Source organism: Bradyrhizobium sp. SZCCHNRI3043, assembly GCF_032377735.1.
In the GTDB taxonomy this organism is placed as follows: domain Bacteria; phylum Pseudomonadota; class Alphaproteobacteria; order Rhizobiales; family Xanthobacteraceae; genus Bradyrhizobium.
Genome location: NZ_JAUHID010000015.1, coordinates 87,009 through 102,943 on the forward strand (window position 1 = coordinate 87,009; position 15,935 = coordinate 102,943).

At 66.2% G+C, this 15,935-nt stretch carries 10 protein-coding genes and 1 pseudogene; 7 read left to right on the top strand and 4 right to left on the bottom strand.

Annotation, left to right across the window (positions count from 1 at the left end; translation table 11 throughout):
* Positions 1-198: 198 nt before the first annotated feature.
* The 4 genes and pseudogenes from QX124_RS24610 to QX124_RS24625 all read left to right on the top strand — a co-directional run bounded on the left by QX124_RS24610 (position 199) and on the right by QX124_RS24625 (position 5,856).
* A complete protein-coding gene (locus QX124_RS24610; RefSeq protein ID WP_315737782.1) occupies positions 199-2,706 on the top strand; it encodes a penicillin-binding protein 1A in 2,508 nt (835 codons plus the stop codon).
* A gap of 117 nt (positions 2,707-2,823) precedes the next feature.
* Positions 2,824-3,958 (top strand): peptide chain release factor 2 gene (prfB, locus tag QX124_RS24615; RefSeq protein ID WP_315737783.1). Its coding sequence is split into 2 segments (ribosomal slippage): positions 2,824-2,892 and positions 2,894-3,958, totalling 1,134 coding nucleotides; the frame shifts between segments, so codons are not numbered across the junction.
* Positions 3,937-4,842, top strand: a pseudogene (locus QX124_RS24620) (NAD(P)-dependent oxidoreductase); the annotation flags it as partial. The gene prfB and the pseudogene QX124_RS24620, both read left to right, overlap by 22 nt.
* A gap of 111 nt (positions 4,843-4,953) precedes the next feature.
* Positions 4,954-5,856, top strand: coding sequence for a DMT family transporter (locus QX124_RS24625; RefSeq protein ID WP_409997745.1), 903 nt, complete (start codon positions 4,954-4,956; stop codon positions 5,854-5,856).
* 15 nt (positions 5,857-5,871) lie between these two features.
* Here the strand turns inward: QX124_RS24625 and upp are convergent, their stop codons facing one another.
* The gene (gene upp / locus QX124_RS24630) at positions 5,872-6,507 is read right to left on the bottom strand and encodes a uracil phosphoribosyltransferase (protein ID WP_315737785.1); all 636 of its coding nucleotides are present in this window, start codon (positions 6,505-6,507) and stop codon (positions 5,872-5,874) included.
* Between the two features lie 53 nt (positions 6,508-6,560).
* Entirely contained in the window at positions 6,561-8,288 is a 1,728-nt protein-coding gene (locus QX124_RS24635; protein WP_315798531.1) for a cation:proton antiporter, read from the bottom strand.
* Between the two features lie 25 nt (positions 8,289-8,313).
* On the opposite strand from QX124_RS24635, the gene QX124_RS24640 reads away from it, so the two are divergent.
* The gene (locus QX124_RS24640; RefSeq protein WP_315798532.1) at positions 8,314-8,868 is read left to right on the top strand and encodes a DUF3124 domain-containing protein; all 555 of its coding nucleotides are present in this window, start codon (positions 8,314-8,316) and stop codon (positions 8,866-8,868) included.
* A 12-nt stretch (positions 8,869-8,880) separates the two neighbouring features.
* Here the strand turns inward: QX124_RS24640 and QX124_RS24645 are convergent, their stop codons facing one another.
* Positions 8,881-11,031: a methyl-accepting chemotaxis protein gene (locus QX124_RS24645; protein WP_315798533.1), complete on the bottom strand. Its 2,151-nt coding sequence runs from the start codon at positions 11,029-11,031 to the stop codon at positions 8,881-8,883.
* Positions 11,032-11,804: 773 nt separating this feature from the next.
* Here QX124_RS24645 and QX124_RS24650 point away from each other — a divergent pair.
* Complete coding sequence (locus tag QX124_RS24650) at positions 11,805-13,052, top strand: LysM peptidoglycan-binding domain-containing protein (RefSeq protein WP_315798534.1); 1,248 nt, start codon at positions 11,805-11,807, stop codon at positions 13,050-13,052.
* A gap of 207 nt (positions 13,053-13,259) precedes the next feature.
* Here QX124_RS24650 and QX124_RS24655 read toward each other — a convergent pair whose 3' ends face one another.
* Entirely contained in the window at positions 13,260-14,699 is a 1,440-nt protein-coding gene (locus QX124_RS24655) for a PLP-dependent aminotransferase family protein (RefSeq protein WP_315780598.1), read from the bottom strand.
* Between the two features lie 107 nt (positions 14,700-14,806).
* Between QX124_RS24655 and QX124_RS24660 the strand changes: the two genes are divergently transcribed.
* Positions 14,807-15,934 (top strand): pyridoxal phosphate-dependent aminotransferase, encoded by a 1,128-nt coding sequence (locus QX124_RS24660; RefSeq protein ID WP_315798535.1) that lies wholly within the window; start codon positions 14,807-14,809, stop codon positions 15,932-15,934.
* Position 15,935 lies beyond the last annotated feature (1 nt).

Here is a 15,935-nt window from a genome sequence, read left to right on the forward strand (position 1 = left end):
GCGAGGCACCCGGAATCAGTGAAGATTCCTTCTCGGCAGACTTGTGATAGGCTTGACCGCTGATAGGCTTGACCGTGCGTTTCTCTGGCATGGGTCACGCGGCATTGCAGCCGACCGTGTGATTTTTGGCGGTAGCGCCCGTGGGTGCGCCGCGTCCGAGCCGAGAGACGAAACAAGAGTTGGAACGGATATTCGCCGATGCGCTTTCTGGTGCGGTTTTTGGGCTTCCTGTTCGCGGCCGGTACCGTCTTGTTCCTGGTCGGTGTGGCAGCAGCGGCCGGCCTGATCTGGCATTTTTCCAAGGACCTGCCTGATTACTCCCAGCTGCAGGATTATGAGCCGCCGGTGATGACGCGCGTGCACGCGGCCGACGGCTCGCTGGTCGGTGAATATGCTCGGGAGCGTCGGCTGTACCTGCCGATCCAGGCGGTTCCCAAGCTCGTCATCAACGCCTTCCTCGCCGCCGAGGACAAGAACTTCTACGAGCATGGCGGCATCGACTTCACCGGCATGGCGCGCGCTGCCGTGGTCTACGCCCAGAACTTCGGCTCGAATCGCCGCCCGCAGGGTGCCTCGACGATCACGCAGCAGGTCGCCAAGAACTTCCTGCTGACCAACGAGGTGTCGTTCGCCCGCAAGATCAAGGAAGCGCTGCTGGCGATGCGCATCGAGCGCACCTACTCGAAGGACAAGATTCTCGAGCTCTATCTCAACGAGATCTATCTCGGCTCCGGCGCCTACGGCATCGCCGCGGCGTCGCTGGTCTATTTCGACAAGTCGGTCAACGAACTGACGGTGGCCGAGGCCGCCTATCTGGCGGCTCTGCCGAAGATGCCGGGCAGCCTGCATCCGATCCGGAATCGCGACCGCGCCATCGAGCGCCGCAACTACGTCGTCGATCGTCTGCTTGAGAACGGCTGGATCAAGCAGGCCGACGCCGACAAGGCGCGCAAGGACCCGCTGACGATCGCGAGCCGCAACACCGGCGCCCACATCTTTGCAGGTGAATATTTCGCCGAGGAAGTGCGCCGTGACATCTTCGAGCGTTATGGCGAGAAGAAGCTCTACGAGGGCGGCCTGTCCGTCCGGACGACGCTCGATCCGAAGATCCAGGTCATGGCGCGCAAGGCCATGGTCGCCGGACTCGTGAGGTACGACCAGGAGCAGGGCTATCGCGGGCCTGTCTCCAAGCTCGATACTTCGGGCGACTGGGGCGTGAAGCTCGCGGACATCAAATCGCTCTCGGACATCTCACCGTGGCGGATGGCCGTGGTGCTCGAGACCAGCGATCAGTCCGCCCGCATCGGCTTCCAGCCGCCGCGCGAGCTCGGCGGCGCCGTCAGCAAGGAGCGCCAGACTGGCCTGATCACGCTCGACGGCGTGAAATGGGCGCGGGCTGCGACGGCCAATGGCCGTGGCAAGGTGCCGACGTCGGTCGCCCAGGTGCTGCAGCCGGGCGACGTGATCTATGCGGATCCGCTGTACAAGGAAGGCAATCCGGTCGAAGGCCAGTATCGCCTCGAGCAACTGCCCGAAGTGTCCGGCGCGATGGTTGCCATGGATCCGAATACGGGCCGTGTGCTCGCGATGGTCGGCGGCTTCTCCTTCGACCAGAGCCAGTTCAACCGGGCAACGCAGGCCTACCGGCAGCCCGGATCGTCATTTAAGCCGATCGTCTATTCGTCAGCGCTCGACAACGGCTATACGCCGTCGACCCAGGTCGTCGACGCACCGATCGAGATCGACCAGGGGCAGGGTGGCCAGGTCTGGCGCCCCGAAAACTTTACCAACGGCAAGTATCTCGGGCCCACGACCTTGCGCAACGCGCTGCGCCTGTCGCTGAACACGGTGACCGTGCGTCTCGCGCAGGACGTCGGCATGCCGCTGATTTCCGAGTATGCCAAACGGTTCGGAGTCTATGACGAACTGCCGAATTACCTGTCCTACGCACTCGGTGCGGGCGAAACCACGGCCATGCGCATGGTCACGGCCTATTCGATGATGGCCAATGGCGGCCGCCGGGTGAAGCCGACGCTGATCGACCGGATCCAGGATCGCTACGGCCACACCATCTTCAAGCATGATGCCCGCGAGTGCCGCGGCTGCGACGCGCCGGACGGCTGGAAGAACCAGAGCGAGCCGCAACTGGTCGACCGCCGCGAGCAGGTGCTGGATTCGATGACCGCCTATCAGATCACCTCGATGCTCGAGGGTGTGGTGCAGGCGGGTACGGCAACCGTGCTCAGGGAGGTCGGCAAGCCGATCGCCGGCAAGACCGGCACCACCAACGAGGCCAAGGACGCATGGTTCGTCGGCTTCTCGCCGGACCTCGCCGTCGCGATCTACATGGGTTACGACAAGCCGCGGCCGCTCGGTAAGGGTAATGCCGCGACCGGCGGTCATCTGGCCGCGCCGATCGCAAAAGATTTCATGAAGCTCGCGCTGGCCGACAAGCCGGCCACGCCCTTCAAGATCCCGGCCGGCATCAAGCTGGTGCGTGTCGACGCCAAGACCGGCATGCGGGCGAGCCCGGGCGACGGCGGCCGTACTATCATGGAGGCGTTCAAGCCTGGTACGGCGCCGCCGGACAACTACTCGGTCATCGGTGTCGCCGACGCCGATGGACGTGTGATGCCGTCGCAGGGCGGCGGCCAGCCTGATGCGGGCAGCTTCATCATCCGTCCGGGTACCGGGAGCCTCTACTAGGCCGGCGAAACTGTGCTGGTGCGGTGCAGAGCGATTGCGCTTTGCGCCGAGCGCCGTTACATCCCCCTGTGAGAGATGATGCCGCGGCGCTTCGAGCCGTGGCCTGAAGAGAGCGACATGCGCGCCGAAATCGAGAAAATCGTAGAAGAGATCAAGCAGTCGGTCGGGCTGCTGAGGAGGCATCTTTGACGTCGAGACATCGACGGCAAGGCTCGCTGAGCTGAACAAGCTCGCCGAAGATCCCAATCTCTGGAACGACCCCCAAAAAGCTCAGCGGCTGATGCAGGAGCGGACCTCGCTGGAGGATTCGCTGACCGGCATTGGCAAGGTCGAGCGTGAGCTCAGCGACAACATCGAGATGATCGAGCTCGGCGAGGCCGAGAACGATCCGGGGGTCGTCACTGAAGCCGAGAATGCGCTCAAGGAGCTGAAGAAGGAGGTCGCGCGGCGCGAGCTCGAGGCGCTGCTGTCAGGCGAGGCCGACAAGTTCGACACCTATCTCGAGGTCCATGCCGGCGCCGGCGGCACCGAGAGCCAGGACTGGGCGCAGATGCTGCTGCGCATGTACACGCGCTGGGCCGAGACCCACGGCTTCAAGGTCGAGTATCTCGAAGAATCGCTGGGTGAAGAAGCCGGCATCAAGTCCGCGACCATCCAGATCTCCGGCCATAACGCCTATGGCTGGCTGAAGACGGAAGCGGGCGTGCATCGCCTGGTCCGAATCTCGCCGTTCGATTCGAATGCGCGGCGCCACACCTCGTTCTCTTCGGTGCAGATCTTCCCGGTCATCGACGACAGCATCAAGATCGACATCAAGGAGTCCGATGTCCGCGTCGACACGATGCGGTCGGGCGGCGCCGGCGGCCAGCACGTCAACAAGACCGAATCGGCGGTGCGGCTGACGCACATCCCGACCGGCGTTGCCGTGGTCTGTCAGGCCGGTCGCTCACAGCACAAGAACCGCGCTCAGGCCTGGGACATGCTGCGCGCACGTCTCTATGAGATCGAGTTGAAGAAGCGCGAGGAGAAAGCGGCGGCCGACCAGGCGGCCAAGACCGAGATCGGCTGGGGTCACCAGATCCGTTCCTACGTGCTGCAGCCGTATCAGATGGTGAAGGATCTGCGCACCGGCGTGCAGACGTCCGACACCGCCGGCGTGCTCGACGGCGATCTCGACGAGTTCATGGCGGCGACGCTGGCGCAGCGCGCGTTCGGCACGACGCCAGGCGCTGCGATCGAGGACGTCGATTGAGCGTGGTGCGCGTTGCCTTCATCGGGCTCGGGCGCATGGGCCATGGCATGGCCGGTCGTTATCTCGACGCAGGCTATTCCGTCGCGGTCTGGAATCGCAGCCAGGCGAAGGCGGAGGATCTGATCGCGCGCGGCGCGCGCTGGTCGACCTCGCCAGCTGATGCGGCAATCGATGCCGATGCGGTCGTTACGATGGTGGCTGATGACGACGCCTCGCGCGCGGTGTGGCTCGGGCCGGATGGCGCCGCGGCCACCATGCGGGTCGGCACGATCGCGATCGAATGCTCGACCGTGTCGCGCGACCATGCGCTGCGCCTGTCGCGCGAGCTGGATGCGCGCGGCGTGACCTATCTCGACTGCCCGGTGACCGGGCTGCCCGACGCGGCCGCGAGCGGCAAGCTGACCTTGCTGGTCGGCGCCGACGCCGCCGATCTCGACCGCGCGCGGCCGTATCTGGCGCCGATCGGCTCGACCATTCGCCATTTCGGGCCCGTGGGCGCCGGGACAGTCTACAAGCTGATCAACAACCTGCTTGGCGCGATGCAGATCGCAGGTCTCGCCGAAGGCCTTGCGATCGCCGAGCAGGCCGGGCTCGACATGGGGCTCGTGCTGGAGGCGATCCAGGGCGGCGTCGCGGCGAGCCCGCAGGTTCTGCGCCACGCGCCGCGCATGATCGCGCGCAACTTTGCCGATGCCAGCTTCACGGCGGCGCTCCGTCACAAGGATGCAGCCTATGCGCTGCAGCTCGCCGAGGAGCTGCTCGGTGAGCGTCCCGTCATGGCCCAGGCAGCCGTCGATGCCTATGCGCGGGCGAAGGCGGCGATGCCGGATGAGGACGAAGGCCGCATGATCGAGCTGGTCTCGCGGCCGAAAGATACGCGGTAGAGCGCGACGTCTGCGCCGACGGAAAGCGGGTGGACCTTGCTCCGCTTCATCTGCAACGTTCACGCGGACATTGAACAGCGGTTTGCGGTGATGACATCCCCGAACGACAGGATGGACACGCGGGATTGGTCGCTGCTTGGGCTGCTGTCGCTGCTCTGGAGCGGATCTTTCATCTTCAACGGCCTTGCCTTGAAGGAATTGCCGCCGCTGACGCTGGTGCTGCTGCGCATCGTGTTGGCGGCCGCGATCCTGCTGCCGCTGTTGCGACTGCGCGGGCTCGGCTTTCCCAAGGGGTTTGCCGGCTGGCGACCGTTCTTTGCCGTGGCGCTGTTCAACAATGTCGTGCCGTTCTGCCTGATCGTGATCGGCCAGACGTTCATCACCTCCGGCCTTGCCGCCGTCCTCAATGCGACGACGCCGCTGTTCACGATCGTGGTGATGGCAGCCGCGGGAGAGGAAAGGCTGTCGGCCCGGCGGGCAGCGGGTCTGGTTGTAGGCTTCGTCGGCGTCGTGATCCTGCGAGGTGGGCCGGGGCTCGACGGCTCGGGAGGCGGCTACGGCTTTCTGTTCGGTCTCGGCGCGTCGCTCAGCTACGGTATCGCCGCGCTGCTGGTGCGCCGCCATCTCGCCCATTCGCCGCCGCTTGCGACCGCCACCTTCCAGCTCTCGGCTTCCAGCGTGATGATGCTGGCCATCGCCGCTGTCGTCGACCAGCCATGGCGTCTTCCAATTCCCGGACTGCAGACCTGGCTCGCGGTCATCGGGCTTGCGGTGCTGTCGACGGCCTTCGCCTATATCGTGTTCTTCCAAATCCTGCGCCGCTCCGGTGCAACCAACGTGACGCTGGTGACGTTGTTGATCCCGTTGACGACGATCCTGCTCGGGTCGCTGGTGCTCGGCGAAAGCATCTCGTTGCGGGAGATCGGCGGTGCGCTGGTGATCGGGAGTGCGCTGCTGGTGATCGATGGTCGCATCTTCAGCGTCATTCGTCCTTCGTCGCGACCGTCCTGCTGAACCGCTCGCGCACGATCACTTCGTGCCGAACATCCGATCGCCGGCATCGCCCAGACCGGGCACGATGTAGGCGTGGTCGTTCAGCTTCTCGTCGATCGCGGCGGTCCAGATCGGAATGTCCGGATGCTCCTTCTCGAATTGCGCGATGCCCTCAGGTGCCGCCAGCAGGCAGACGAAGCGGATGTCGCGGGCGCCGCGCGCCTTCAGCAGCTCGGCCGCCGCGCAGGCCGAATTGCCGGTCGCCAGCATCGGGTCCATCAGGATCACCGTGCGGTCGGTCAGGTCCTGCGGCGCCTTGAAATAGTACTCGACGGCCTGCAGCGTCTTCGGGTCACGGTACAGGCCGATATGGGCGATGCGCGCGGACGGCATCAGCGCCAGCATGCCGTCGAGGAAGCCGACGCCGGCGCGCAGGATCGGCGCAAGCGTCAGCTTCTTGCCGGCGATCTTCGGCGCCTTCATCGGCGCGATCGGCGTTTCGATGTCGACCAGCTCGAGCGGCAGGTCGCGCGTGACCTCGTAGGCCAGCAGCATGCCGATCTCGTTCAACAGCTCACGGAAGCCCTTGGTCGAGCGGTCACGCTCGCGCATCAGCGAGAGCTTGTGCTGGACCAGCGGGTGATCGACGACGTGAACGTTCGTGTTTGCCATGCTTCAAGTCCAGCGGGATCGGAGATTCTGTGGAAGATGGATGCGCGCCGGCCTCACGGCAGCACCTCGCGGCGATCGGCGAGCATGGCCTCGGCCTCGTTGCGGCGCTCCGACAACAGGCCGGCGCTGGCGTCCTGGATCAGGTTGAGCAGAACCTGCGCATCGCTGAGCCTCGGCACCGTCACATAGTCGGCGCCGGCGTCGTAGAGATCGTTGACGTCCGCGAGCAGGTCGGCGGTGGCGACGATCTTGGCCGTGGCATTGATGCTGCGGACGTGCCGCACCAGCTTCTCGTTGTTGGCGCCCTTGAGCAGCGAATCCGGGATGCTCAGGATGATCAGCTCGGCCTGGCCGACCCCCGCATGAACCAGCGTGTCGACATTGCTGATGTCGCCATAGGTCACCTGGATGCCGCGATCGGACAAGGTTCGGAATACGACCGGGTTGAAATCGACCACGCCGATCTGCTCCAGCAGCGCCGGCTGGTTGCGCTCGATCTCGCTGAGCAGCGCGCTTGCCGTGCGGAAGAATCCGAGCAGCACGATCGGCCGTTCGGCGCCGTGTCCGCCCTCATGGCCGGCCTCGCCGTCCTTGCTTGCATCGAGGTCGCGCAGACCGATCCGCTTGAGCAGCGGGATGCTTCGCCGCGCGATTGGATCGGAGCGGACGATGACGAAGGTCGAGAGCACCGCGAGCAGCACGAAGGCAAAAGACGCCGCGCTCGACGTGCCGTTCTTGAGGTGACCGGCGGCCGCGCCGGTCTGGATCACCACCAGCGAGAATTCGCTGATCTGGGCCAGGTTGAGCGCCGGCAGCAGGCTGGCGCGCAGGCCCTGCCGCATCATGTACAGCGGCGTGAAGGTGGTGAGCAGCCGGCTCGCCACCGTGAACAGCGCGATCACCAGCGCCAGCCCGACAACGGACATCGTCGGGATCGGGATGGTCATGCCGAGCGCGACGAAGAACAGCGTGATGAAGAAATCGCGCAACGTCGTGACCTTGGCGGTGACGTCGAGCGCGTAGGGGAAGGTCGATAGCGAGACGCCCGCGACCAGCGAGCCCATCTCGCGTGACAGGTGCAGCCTTTCTGCGATCTCGCCGATCAGGAAGCACCAGGCCAGCGCGCCGAGCAGGATCAGCTCCGGGGTACGCGCGATGCGATGGAACACCGGCGGCAAGACGTAGCGGCTGAGGAGCAGGGCGATCGCGACCAGCGTGCCGGCGCGGGCGAACGACAGCAGGATCACGCTGACATGGAGGTCGTCGAGGCTCGGCTGTACCGCCAGGAACAGGATTGCGAACACGTCCTGCAGCACGAGCACGCCGAGCGTGATGCGGCCGGGCAGGGTGTCGAGCTCGCGCTTCTCGTACAGCACCTTGACGATGATGACGGTCGAGGACAGCGCGCAGGCGACGCAGAGATAGAGCGCGTCGTAGCTTTCGGCGCCCATCCGCATGCCGATCGCGACGAAGAACAGGATGCCGAGCGCGGCGCCGCCGAGCAGCTGGACGCCGCCCGCGATGAGAATCACCGGGCCGGCGCGGATGATCTTCTTGAGGTCGATCTCGAGCCCGATCATGAACAGCATGAAGATCAGGCCGAGCTCCGAGATCACGGAAATCGACTCCTGGGACTTGACCCAGCCGGTGCCGAAGGGGCCAATGGCGAAGCCCGCGACCAGATAAGCGAGAATCGAGGGCTGGCGCCATTTATGCGCTGCCAGTCCAAGCACCCACGCAAACAGGATGCAGAGCGTGATGTCGCCGATCAGTTCATGCATGAAGCACCCCCCGGGGCGGCAACTTATGTCGTGCCGCCGCGCAAGGAAACCCGCAATCTGTCACATCCGGACCGGCGCATTCGCGCTGCTGCTCATCGCAGCTGCTGCGGTCGGCGCGGCGCAGGCCGCGGACGACGTGACCGCCGCTTTCGCGAGCTCGCTGACGCCAGTTCCGGCGGAGCCCGTCACGGTCACGGGCGCCGTCTATGTCCCCGTCTATTCCAGCGTCGCGATGACCCCGGGCCGGGTCCAGGCCGATTTCTCGGTGACGCTGAGCATCCACAACGCCTCCGAGCAGCGGCCGCTGATCGTCCGGCGCATCAACTATTACGATACGGCCGGCACGCTGGTGGAGGCGCATCTGCGCGAGCCCGTCGCCTTGAGGCCGTTCGCGACCGTCGAGGTCTTCGTGCCCATCAAGGACACCCGCGGCGGCACGGGCGCCAATTTCGTCATCGACTGGGCCGCGACCGGTGAGATCGCCGAGCCCGTCGTCGAGGCGCTGATGGTCGGCGGCATCGGCGCCGGCCATTACGCCTTCATCAGTCAGGGCCGCCCGATCCGGCTGACCGGGCGGTGAGCGCGGGGCGGCTCAGGCCGCCCGCACGTTGCCGAGGAAACGGTCGACCTCCTGCCGCAGCCGGTCGCTTTCCTGCGACAGCGACTGCGCCGCCGACAGCACGTTGCCCGAAGCAGAGCCGGTCTGCGAGGCGCCGCGCTGGACGTCGACGATGTTGGTATTGACCTCGGTGGTGCCGCGCGACGCCTCCTGGATGTTGCGCGAGATCTCCTGCGTCGCCGCGCCCTGCTGCTCGACGGCGGCGGCGATGGTCGAGGAGATTTCCGACAGCCGCTCGATCGTCGTGCTGATCTCCCGGATCGCCGACACCGATTCCTGCGTCGCCGCCTGGATGCCCGAGATCTGCTGGGCGATCTCACCGGTGGCCTTCGAGGTCTGCTCGGCGAGCGCCTTGACCTCGGACGCGACCACGGCGAAGCCGCGGCCGGCATCGCCGGCGCGCGCCGCCTCGATGGTAGCGTTCAGCGCCAGCAGGTTGGTCTGGCCGGCGATGGTGTTGATCAGCTCGACCACGTCGCCGATCCTCGCAGCTGCCTTCGAGAGCTCGTTGACGCGGTCGTTGGTGGTGCGCGCCTGATCGACGGCGCCGTTGGCGATGCGCGCCGATTCCTGCACCTGGCGGCTGATCTCGGTCACCGACGAAGTCAGTTCCTCGGTGGCCGAGGCGACCGACTGCACGTTCGTCGCGGCCTGCTCGGACGCGGCGGCCACGGTAGTGGCGAGCTCCTGCGAGCGCGTCGCGTTCGAGGTCAGCGTGCCGGCGGACGTCTCGAGCTGTGACGACGCCGAAGATACCGTCTGCACGATGCCGCCGATCGCGCTTTCGAATTCGCTGGCGAGCTTGTTCATTCCGGCCTTGCGCTTGACCTCGGCCGAGTGCTGCACTGCCTTCACTTCCTCGCTGTTGAAGCGGACGATCGCCTGCACGGTCTGCAGGTTGCGCAGCGCCTCGCCGAGCTCGTCGTCGCGCTCCACCGGGATGCGGTTGTCGAGCTTGCCCTGGCTGATGTTCTGCATCGCGTCGTTGAGCACCTTGAGCGGCCGCAGCACCGCGCGGATGCTCTGCAGGCTGAACGTAGCGCCGATTCCGATACCCGCCAGGATCATCACAGAAATGATCGCGAGCACCACCAGATATTGTCTCTCGGCCTCCTCGTAGAGCGCCTTGCCTTCCTTCACCTGGATCTGAACGAGCTTGTCGAGCTCGTGCTTGGCGGCCTCGAACAGATCATGCCCCTTGGTGGCGATATGCTGGCTCGCCTCGTCGAACTTGCCCTGCTCGAGCAGAGCCAATCCTGGCCTGATGCCTTCCTCCAGATAGGCCTTGCGCCTGATCGCGAAGGCATCGGCGACGATCTTCTCCTCCGGCGTCAGGTAGCTCGCCATGTAGTCGGCCCACACCTTGGTGATCCTGGCGCTGTTTCCGTCCACCAGCGCCCTGATGCCGTCGATCGGTTTTCCGGCCTTGCCGTTCGCCGCCGCGGACTGTTGCGACGACATGTTCTGCAAGGTGCGATCGTTGATCTCGAGCAATTGCGCCAGTGGAATCGTGCGATCCTCGTACAGCGACTTCATGGCGACGTTGGTGGAGCGGGTCGACAGCAGGCCGGCCGCGCCGATGATCAGCATGAACACGCCCAGCACCGCGGCCAAGGTCGTCAGGCGCGCCCTGAGTGTACCCGTGAACAGCGACAGGCGGTCGAACACCGAGCGGCGGCGGATGATGCCCGCGCTGATCGCGTAGCCCTGCGCCTTGTTCTGATTCAGCAGCCCGTAGACCTTCTCGGCCTCGGCGCGCTGCTCGGCCGGCAGCTTGGTGCGGATGGAGGTGTAGCCCGTGATCTCGCCATTCTCGCGGATCGCCGACGCGGTCGCCTGCACCCAGTAGAAGTCACCGTTCTTGCGACGGTTCTTGACGGCGCCGGCCCACGGCTTGCCTTGCTTCAGCGTGTCCCAGAGGTTGGCGAATGCGGCCTCCGGCATGTCGGGATGACGGATGATGTTGTGCGGCTGGCCCATCAGCTCGTCCGGCGTAAAGCCCGCGGCGTCGACGAACTGGTCGTTGAAATAGGTCAGCTTGCCCTTGAGATCGGTGCGCGAGACGATCAGCGTCTCGTCGGTGATCGGGTATTCGTTGGACGTGACGGGTAGATTCTTGCGCACGGATATGAACTCCAGCTGCCCAGTCGTATTCGGTGTCGGAATGCCAACCTTGGAACTAACAAGAGGCCCCAATCCGTTAAAGGTTGCGTAAAAGATGGGCACCGTAGGACTACGCGTTGTGCATTGCAGTGGGGCGGGAGCTGGGCACCGCCTCAAACAACCAGCAATTGATACCGCATGCGAAATGCCTCGTGACGCATAAGCGTCCGAGCTTCGGGCAGCGAGCCCTCGAAACGAGGGCGCAGGGAATGCCGGGTGAAGGCCTCACCCATGGCCCGCCTGCGAAAAAAATGCAGGCGGCAGGTACCACAGGCAAAGCCGTAGCCGGCATTCCCTGCGCGATGGTTTTAACAACTTATACGCGATCTCCCCGGGGACCGGGCTTTCTTGCCCCCGTCATCCGCGCCGTGACTTTATCGGCACCGGCACGAACTTAGCGCCAGCATCGGGGCGCCAGGACCACGCGACTTCGTCGTCCGCGAGCGGCCATGCCCGTCGTGCATCGCAGCCCACGTCCACCGCAGCCCGCCCCAACGTCCGTGACGACGCGTACGCCCCTCGCAACGAGGCGGGATGGGGAGATCATACATGATTTCTGGAAAAAAGAAACAGCAAAATGGCATGGGGGTATTCGGCCAAAGGGGATGATGCCGAGCATGGGCCCGTTCAGCCGAATGATGGCGTTTCGGCGAACATGGTGCTAAGAGCGAACCGAGCATCCTGCTGGCGGAGCCGTCGTCTCCGTGTTCGCCGCGAACAGGACGGAGCTACGCATGAGCACCGGAATCAGCCGAGGCGTGTTTTGGGCAGGCGGTTTCGTGGCCGCGCTCGCGGCGGGCGCTGCCGCGATCGTGCTGGCGCCTGGTATCGATCTCCACCTTTCGATCTTCAAGCGTGAGCCGTCGGCCGCAAGCCCGACGGATGCTGCAGCACCGCGAGCGGCGTCTGCCCCAGCGGCTCCGGGCCGCGCGGTGGTGGAGCAGGAGCCGGCAGACCCGGGCGGCGCGAAGCAAGCTGCGGCCGCGCTGGCGACTGCCCGACAACAGGCTAGCGGTCTGGCAGCGCTGTTGGCGCCGGTCGCGCCAGCCGCTCTCGACAGCGACGAGCCGTCGTTCGACGTGGTCAGCGTGGAGCCCTCGGGGGAGACCGTGGTCGCAGGCCGGGCCGCGCCCGGCGCGACCGTCGAACTGCTGCGCAACGGCGAACCGCATGCGCAAACGGTTGCCGATCGATCGGGACAATTCTCCATGGTTCCGCCTCCCTTGCCGGCTGGAGCGTTCGACCTGACCCTGCGGTCACGGCAGCTCGACGGCCGCGAGGTGTCATCCAAGCAGAGCGTGGCCGTCGTGGTCGACGCCCGAAAGCAACCGCCTACGGTCGCGTTGATCGCGCCGGACCAGCCGACCCGCGTGCTGTCGAAGCCTGAGGGGGCGACGCCTCAGGCCGTGGCGATAGAGGCCGTGGACTTCGAGCCGAACGGAAATCTGCGCGTCAGTGGACGGGCCCGGCCCGGCGCGACGGTGCGGCTCTATCTCAACGATCGCCTGGTCAGCTCGGCCATTGCCGGTGCTGACGGTCGTCTCGCGGCGACCATCAAGGACGCCGCCTGGGGCAGCAAGGACCGGTTGCGGCTCGACGAGGTGGATGCCAAATCGGGCACGGTTCAGGCCCGCGCGGAAGTGCCTTTGAACGTACCGGAGACGCTGACCACGGCCTCGCTGCCCGCGGCCGCCGGCCAGGGGAGCGCAGCCGCTCCCGCGAGCGCAAGCGCTCCAGGCGCGCGCACGCAGCTTGCGGCGGCATCGCCGGCCGACCTCAAGGACATGGCGGCATCACCCGCCCGCGGCGGTGGCGCCAGGACGATCACCGTGTCGCGCGGCGACAGTCTGTGGCACATCAGCCGGCGCCTGCTCGGCGAGGGCACGCGCTATGCGGTCATCTACCGTGCCAACCGCGAGCAGATCCGCCGGCCCGATCTGATCTATCCCGGCCAAGTGTTCGTGCTGCCGGCCAAGCGCTAGGCGGGGCTGAACTGACCGCTCGCGCAGATCCATGGTTGAACCATCGCTGTCATCGTCCGCGAAGGCGGACGATCCAGTACGCCGAGACGTCGCGGTTCGCATCTTCTGCCGCGGAATACTGGATGCTCCGCTTTCGCGGAGCATGGCGAGGGTGGAGACGGCCAGACTTCCACCGCCCATCAATTGCCGGCTCTCAGGAAACGGTGTCTAGGCGAGCGGCTCATGAGCCAGCTCCCCCAGCCGTTCGACGCTGCGCTCGATGCGTGCGTCCCAGTCGTGGCTGCAGCTCAGCCGCAGGCAGTTGCGATAATCTGATGTCGCCGTGAACAGGCTGCCGGGCACGAAGCAGATGCGTTCGCGGATGGCGTGGTCATAAAGTGCGTCGGAATTGAAATCCGCGGGCAGCTCCAGCCAGAGCACGAAGCCGCCTCTGGGGTCGGTCATCCGCGTCTCCTTGGGGAAGCTGCGGTCGACAGTGCGGCGCATGCGGTCCATGTTGGCGGCGAACACCTTGCGGATGCGCCGCAGATGGGCGTCGTAGCCGCCGGAGCCGAGGAAATCCGCCATCGCCTTCTGCGGCAAGGCCGCGCCGCTCAGCGACAGCGCGAACTTCGCGGCAAGGATCTGATCGTGGCGGCGGTTGGAGGCGAGCCAGCCGATGCGATAGCCCGGCGCGATGGTCTTCGAGAACGAGCTGCACAGGATGATGTCGGCCTTCGGGGCGATCGCGGCGAATGGGCGCGGCCGGTCGTCGCCGAAGCTGATGTCGCCGTAGATGTCGTCCTCGATCAGCGGCACGCCGTGGCGCGTGAGCACGCGGATGATGGCGGCCTTGCTGGCATCGTCGGTGCGCGTGCCCAGCGGATTGTTGAAGCTCGAGGCGAGCAGGCAGGCGGCGACGCGGCGCGCGCCGAGCGCCTTGTCGAGCGCGGCGACGTCGACGCCACGGGTCGGATCGGTCGGCAGCTCCAGCGCGCGCAGGCCGCGGGCTTCGAGCACCTGGAGCAGGCCGAAATAGGTCGGGGATTCGATCGCGACCGCATCGCCCGGCCGGGTGGTGACGCTCAAGGCGATGTTCAGCGCCTCGGTGCAGCCGTTGGTGATGAGGACGCCATCGGGCGGCACGGCGTGGCCGAGGCGCAGTGCGCGCGCGGAGATCTGCGCGCGCAGCTCGGCATCGCCATGCGGATCGGCGTAGATGTTGTAGTGGCGGCCATGGACGCGGGCGCAGCGGGCGAGATGACGGTCGAGCCGCTCGGCGGCGAGCAGGCCGGCGCTCGGGAGGGCGCAGCCCAGCGGCGCATAGGTCGGGTCGCCGGCAAAGGCGAGCACGCTGAAGACGGGACTGGAGACGGCCACCACCGGGTTGGCGCGCTGCGGCGGCTGCGACGCGGTCGGCAGCGCGCGTTGCCGGTGGCTCCGCTGCGTGACGTAGAAGCCGGATTTCGGCCGGGCTTCGAGCACGCCGCGATCTTCCAGCAGGCGATAGGCCTGCACCGCCGTGGTCAGACTGACGCCGTGCTGGGCGGCGAAGGCGCGCACCGAGGGCGCGCGCATGCCCGGACGCAGGACGTTGTCGTCGACCAGCGCCGTGAGGTGGCCGGCGAGGGCTTCGTAGAGCGGCGAAGACGGGGTGCGCTGGTCCATACAGATCATCCAATCGCAAATCTGTACTGGTGGCAATCGGGCGTCTCTGTATCTGTCATCCCCAGTCCCCCGGGCGGTAGCTTGAGCGCATCACTCGGAGCTCAGCCATGCCGCACGTGCCCAGCCGTTTCCCGTACAACGACATCATCAGCTTGACCTCGCAGCCGGTCCGCTACGATCTCGCCGAGAGCATCGGCCCGGATCTTGGGCTTGACGAGCTGCTCGCGGACGGGCTCGGCGACGCGCTGACGGATGTTGTGCTGAGCTATGGTCCGACCGAAGGCCACCTCGAGCTGCGCGAGCTGATCGCCGCGCGACATGGTGTCGGCGCTGACGACGTCATCACCACCGTCGGCGCCATGCAGGCGCTGTTCCTGACGGCCTTCGTTCTCAGCGCGCCCGGCGCGGAGGTCGTGATCGGACGTCCTGCGTTTCCCAACGCGCGCAACGTGCTTGCGTCGGTGGGCCTGCGCGTTCTCGACCTGCCGCTGCATTTCGATGACGGCTATCGTCTCGATGTCGGCCGCCTGCGCTCGTTGCTGACGGCGCGGACGCGGCTGGTCAGCCTGGCCTCGCCGCAGAATCCGTCCGGCGTGGCGCTGTCCGATGCCGAGCTGCGCGAGGTGCTCGCGGCGATGGACGAGATCTGCCCCGATGCGTTCCTGCTGGTCGACGAGACCTATCGCGACGCCGTGCATGGCGAGGCGGAGCCGCGTCCGAGCGTCGTCGCGCTGGATCGGCGCATCATCAGCTGCGCGTCGTTCTCGAAATGCCATGGCGCGCCGGGCATCCGCACCGGATGGGTGATCACGCGGGACGAGGCGCTGCGCGCACAGCTCGTGCTCGGCAAGTTCAACACCACGATATCGAACTCGGTCGTCGATGAGGCGATCGCGCGATCGATCCTGCGGAATCTCGACGGGATCATGGGCGAGCGGCGCCGTCATCTTGCCGAGGGTCTGGCGCGCACCGCCGGCTTCGTTGCCGCCCATGCCCGCCTGCTCGAATGGATCAGGCCGGATGCGGGCGCGCTGTGCTGCATCAGGCTCAGGCGCGAGATGTTCGAGGACGCGGCGGTGGCGCGCTTTCATCGCGAGCTGGCCGATCGCGAGACTCGCGTCGGTCCGGGATCGTGGTTCGGCGACGAGGCGCGGGTATTCCGTCTCGGCTTTGGCGTGCTCGCGTTGCCCGAACTCGACGAGGCGCTGCGGCGCGTCTCACAGGCGCTGAAATAGG

What these genes read in the sequence shown, in the direction of transcription:
- QX124_RS24655 (WP_315780598.1), bottom strand. Translation starts at nt 14,699, where the DNA reads ATGGACCAGCGCACCCCGTCTTCGCCGCTCTACGAAGCCCTCGCCGGC.
- QX124_RS24650 (WP_315798534.1), top strand. Translation starts at nt 11,805, where the DNA reads ATGAGCACCGGAATCAGCCGAGGCGTGTTTTGGGCAGGCGGTTTCGTG.
- QX124_RS24640 (WP_315798532.1), top strand. Translation starts at nt 8,314, where the DNA reads ATGTCGTGCCGCCGCGCAAGGAAACCCGCAATCTGTCACATCCGGACC.
- QX124_RS24625 (WP_409997745.1), top strand. Translation starts at nt 4,954, where the DNA reads ATGGACACGCGGGATTGGTCGCTGCTTGGGCTGCTGTCGCTGCTCTGG.
- upp (WP_315737785.1), bottom strand. Translation starts at nt 6,507, where the DNA reads ATGGCAAACACGAACGTTCACGTCGTCGATCACCCGCTGGTCCAGCAC.
- QX124_RS24660 (WP_315798535.1), top strand. Translation starts at nt 14,807, where the DNA reads ATGCCGCACGTGCCCAGCCGTTTCCCGTACAACGACATCATCAGCTTG.
- QX124_RS24610 (WP_315737782.1), top strand. Translation starts at nt 199, where the DNA reads ATGCGCTTTCTGGTGCGGTTTTTGGGCTTCCTGTTCGCGGCCGGTACC.
- QX124_RS24635 (WP_315798531.1), bottom strand. Translation starts at nt 8,288, where the DNA reads ATGCATGAACTGATCGGCGACATCACGCTCTGCATCCTGTTTGCGTGG.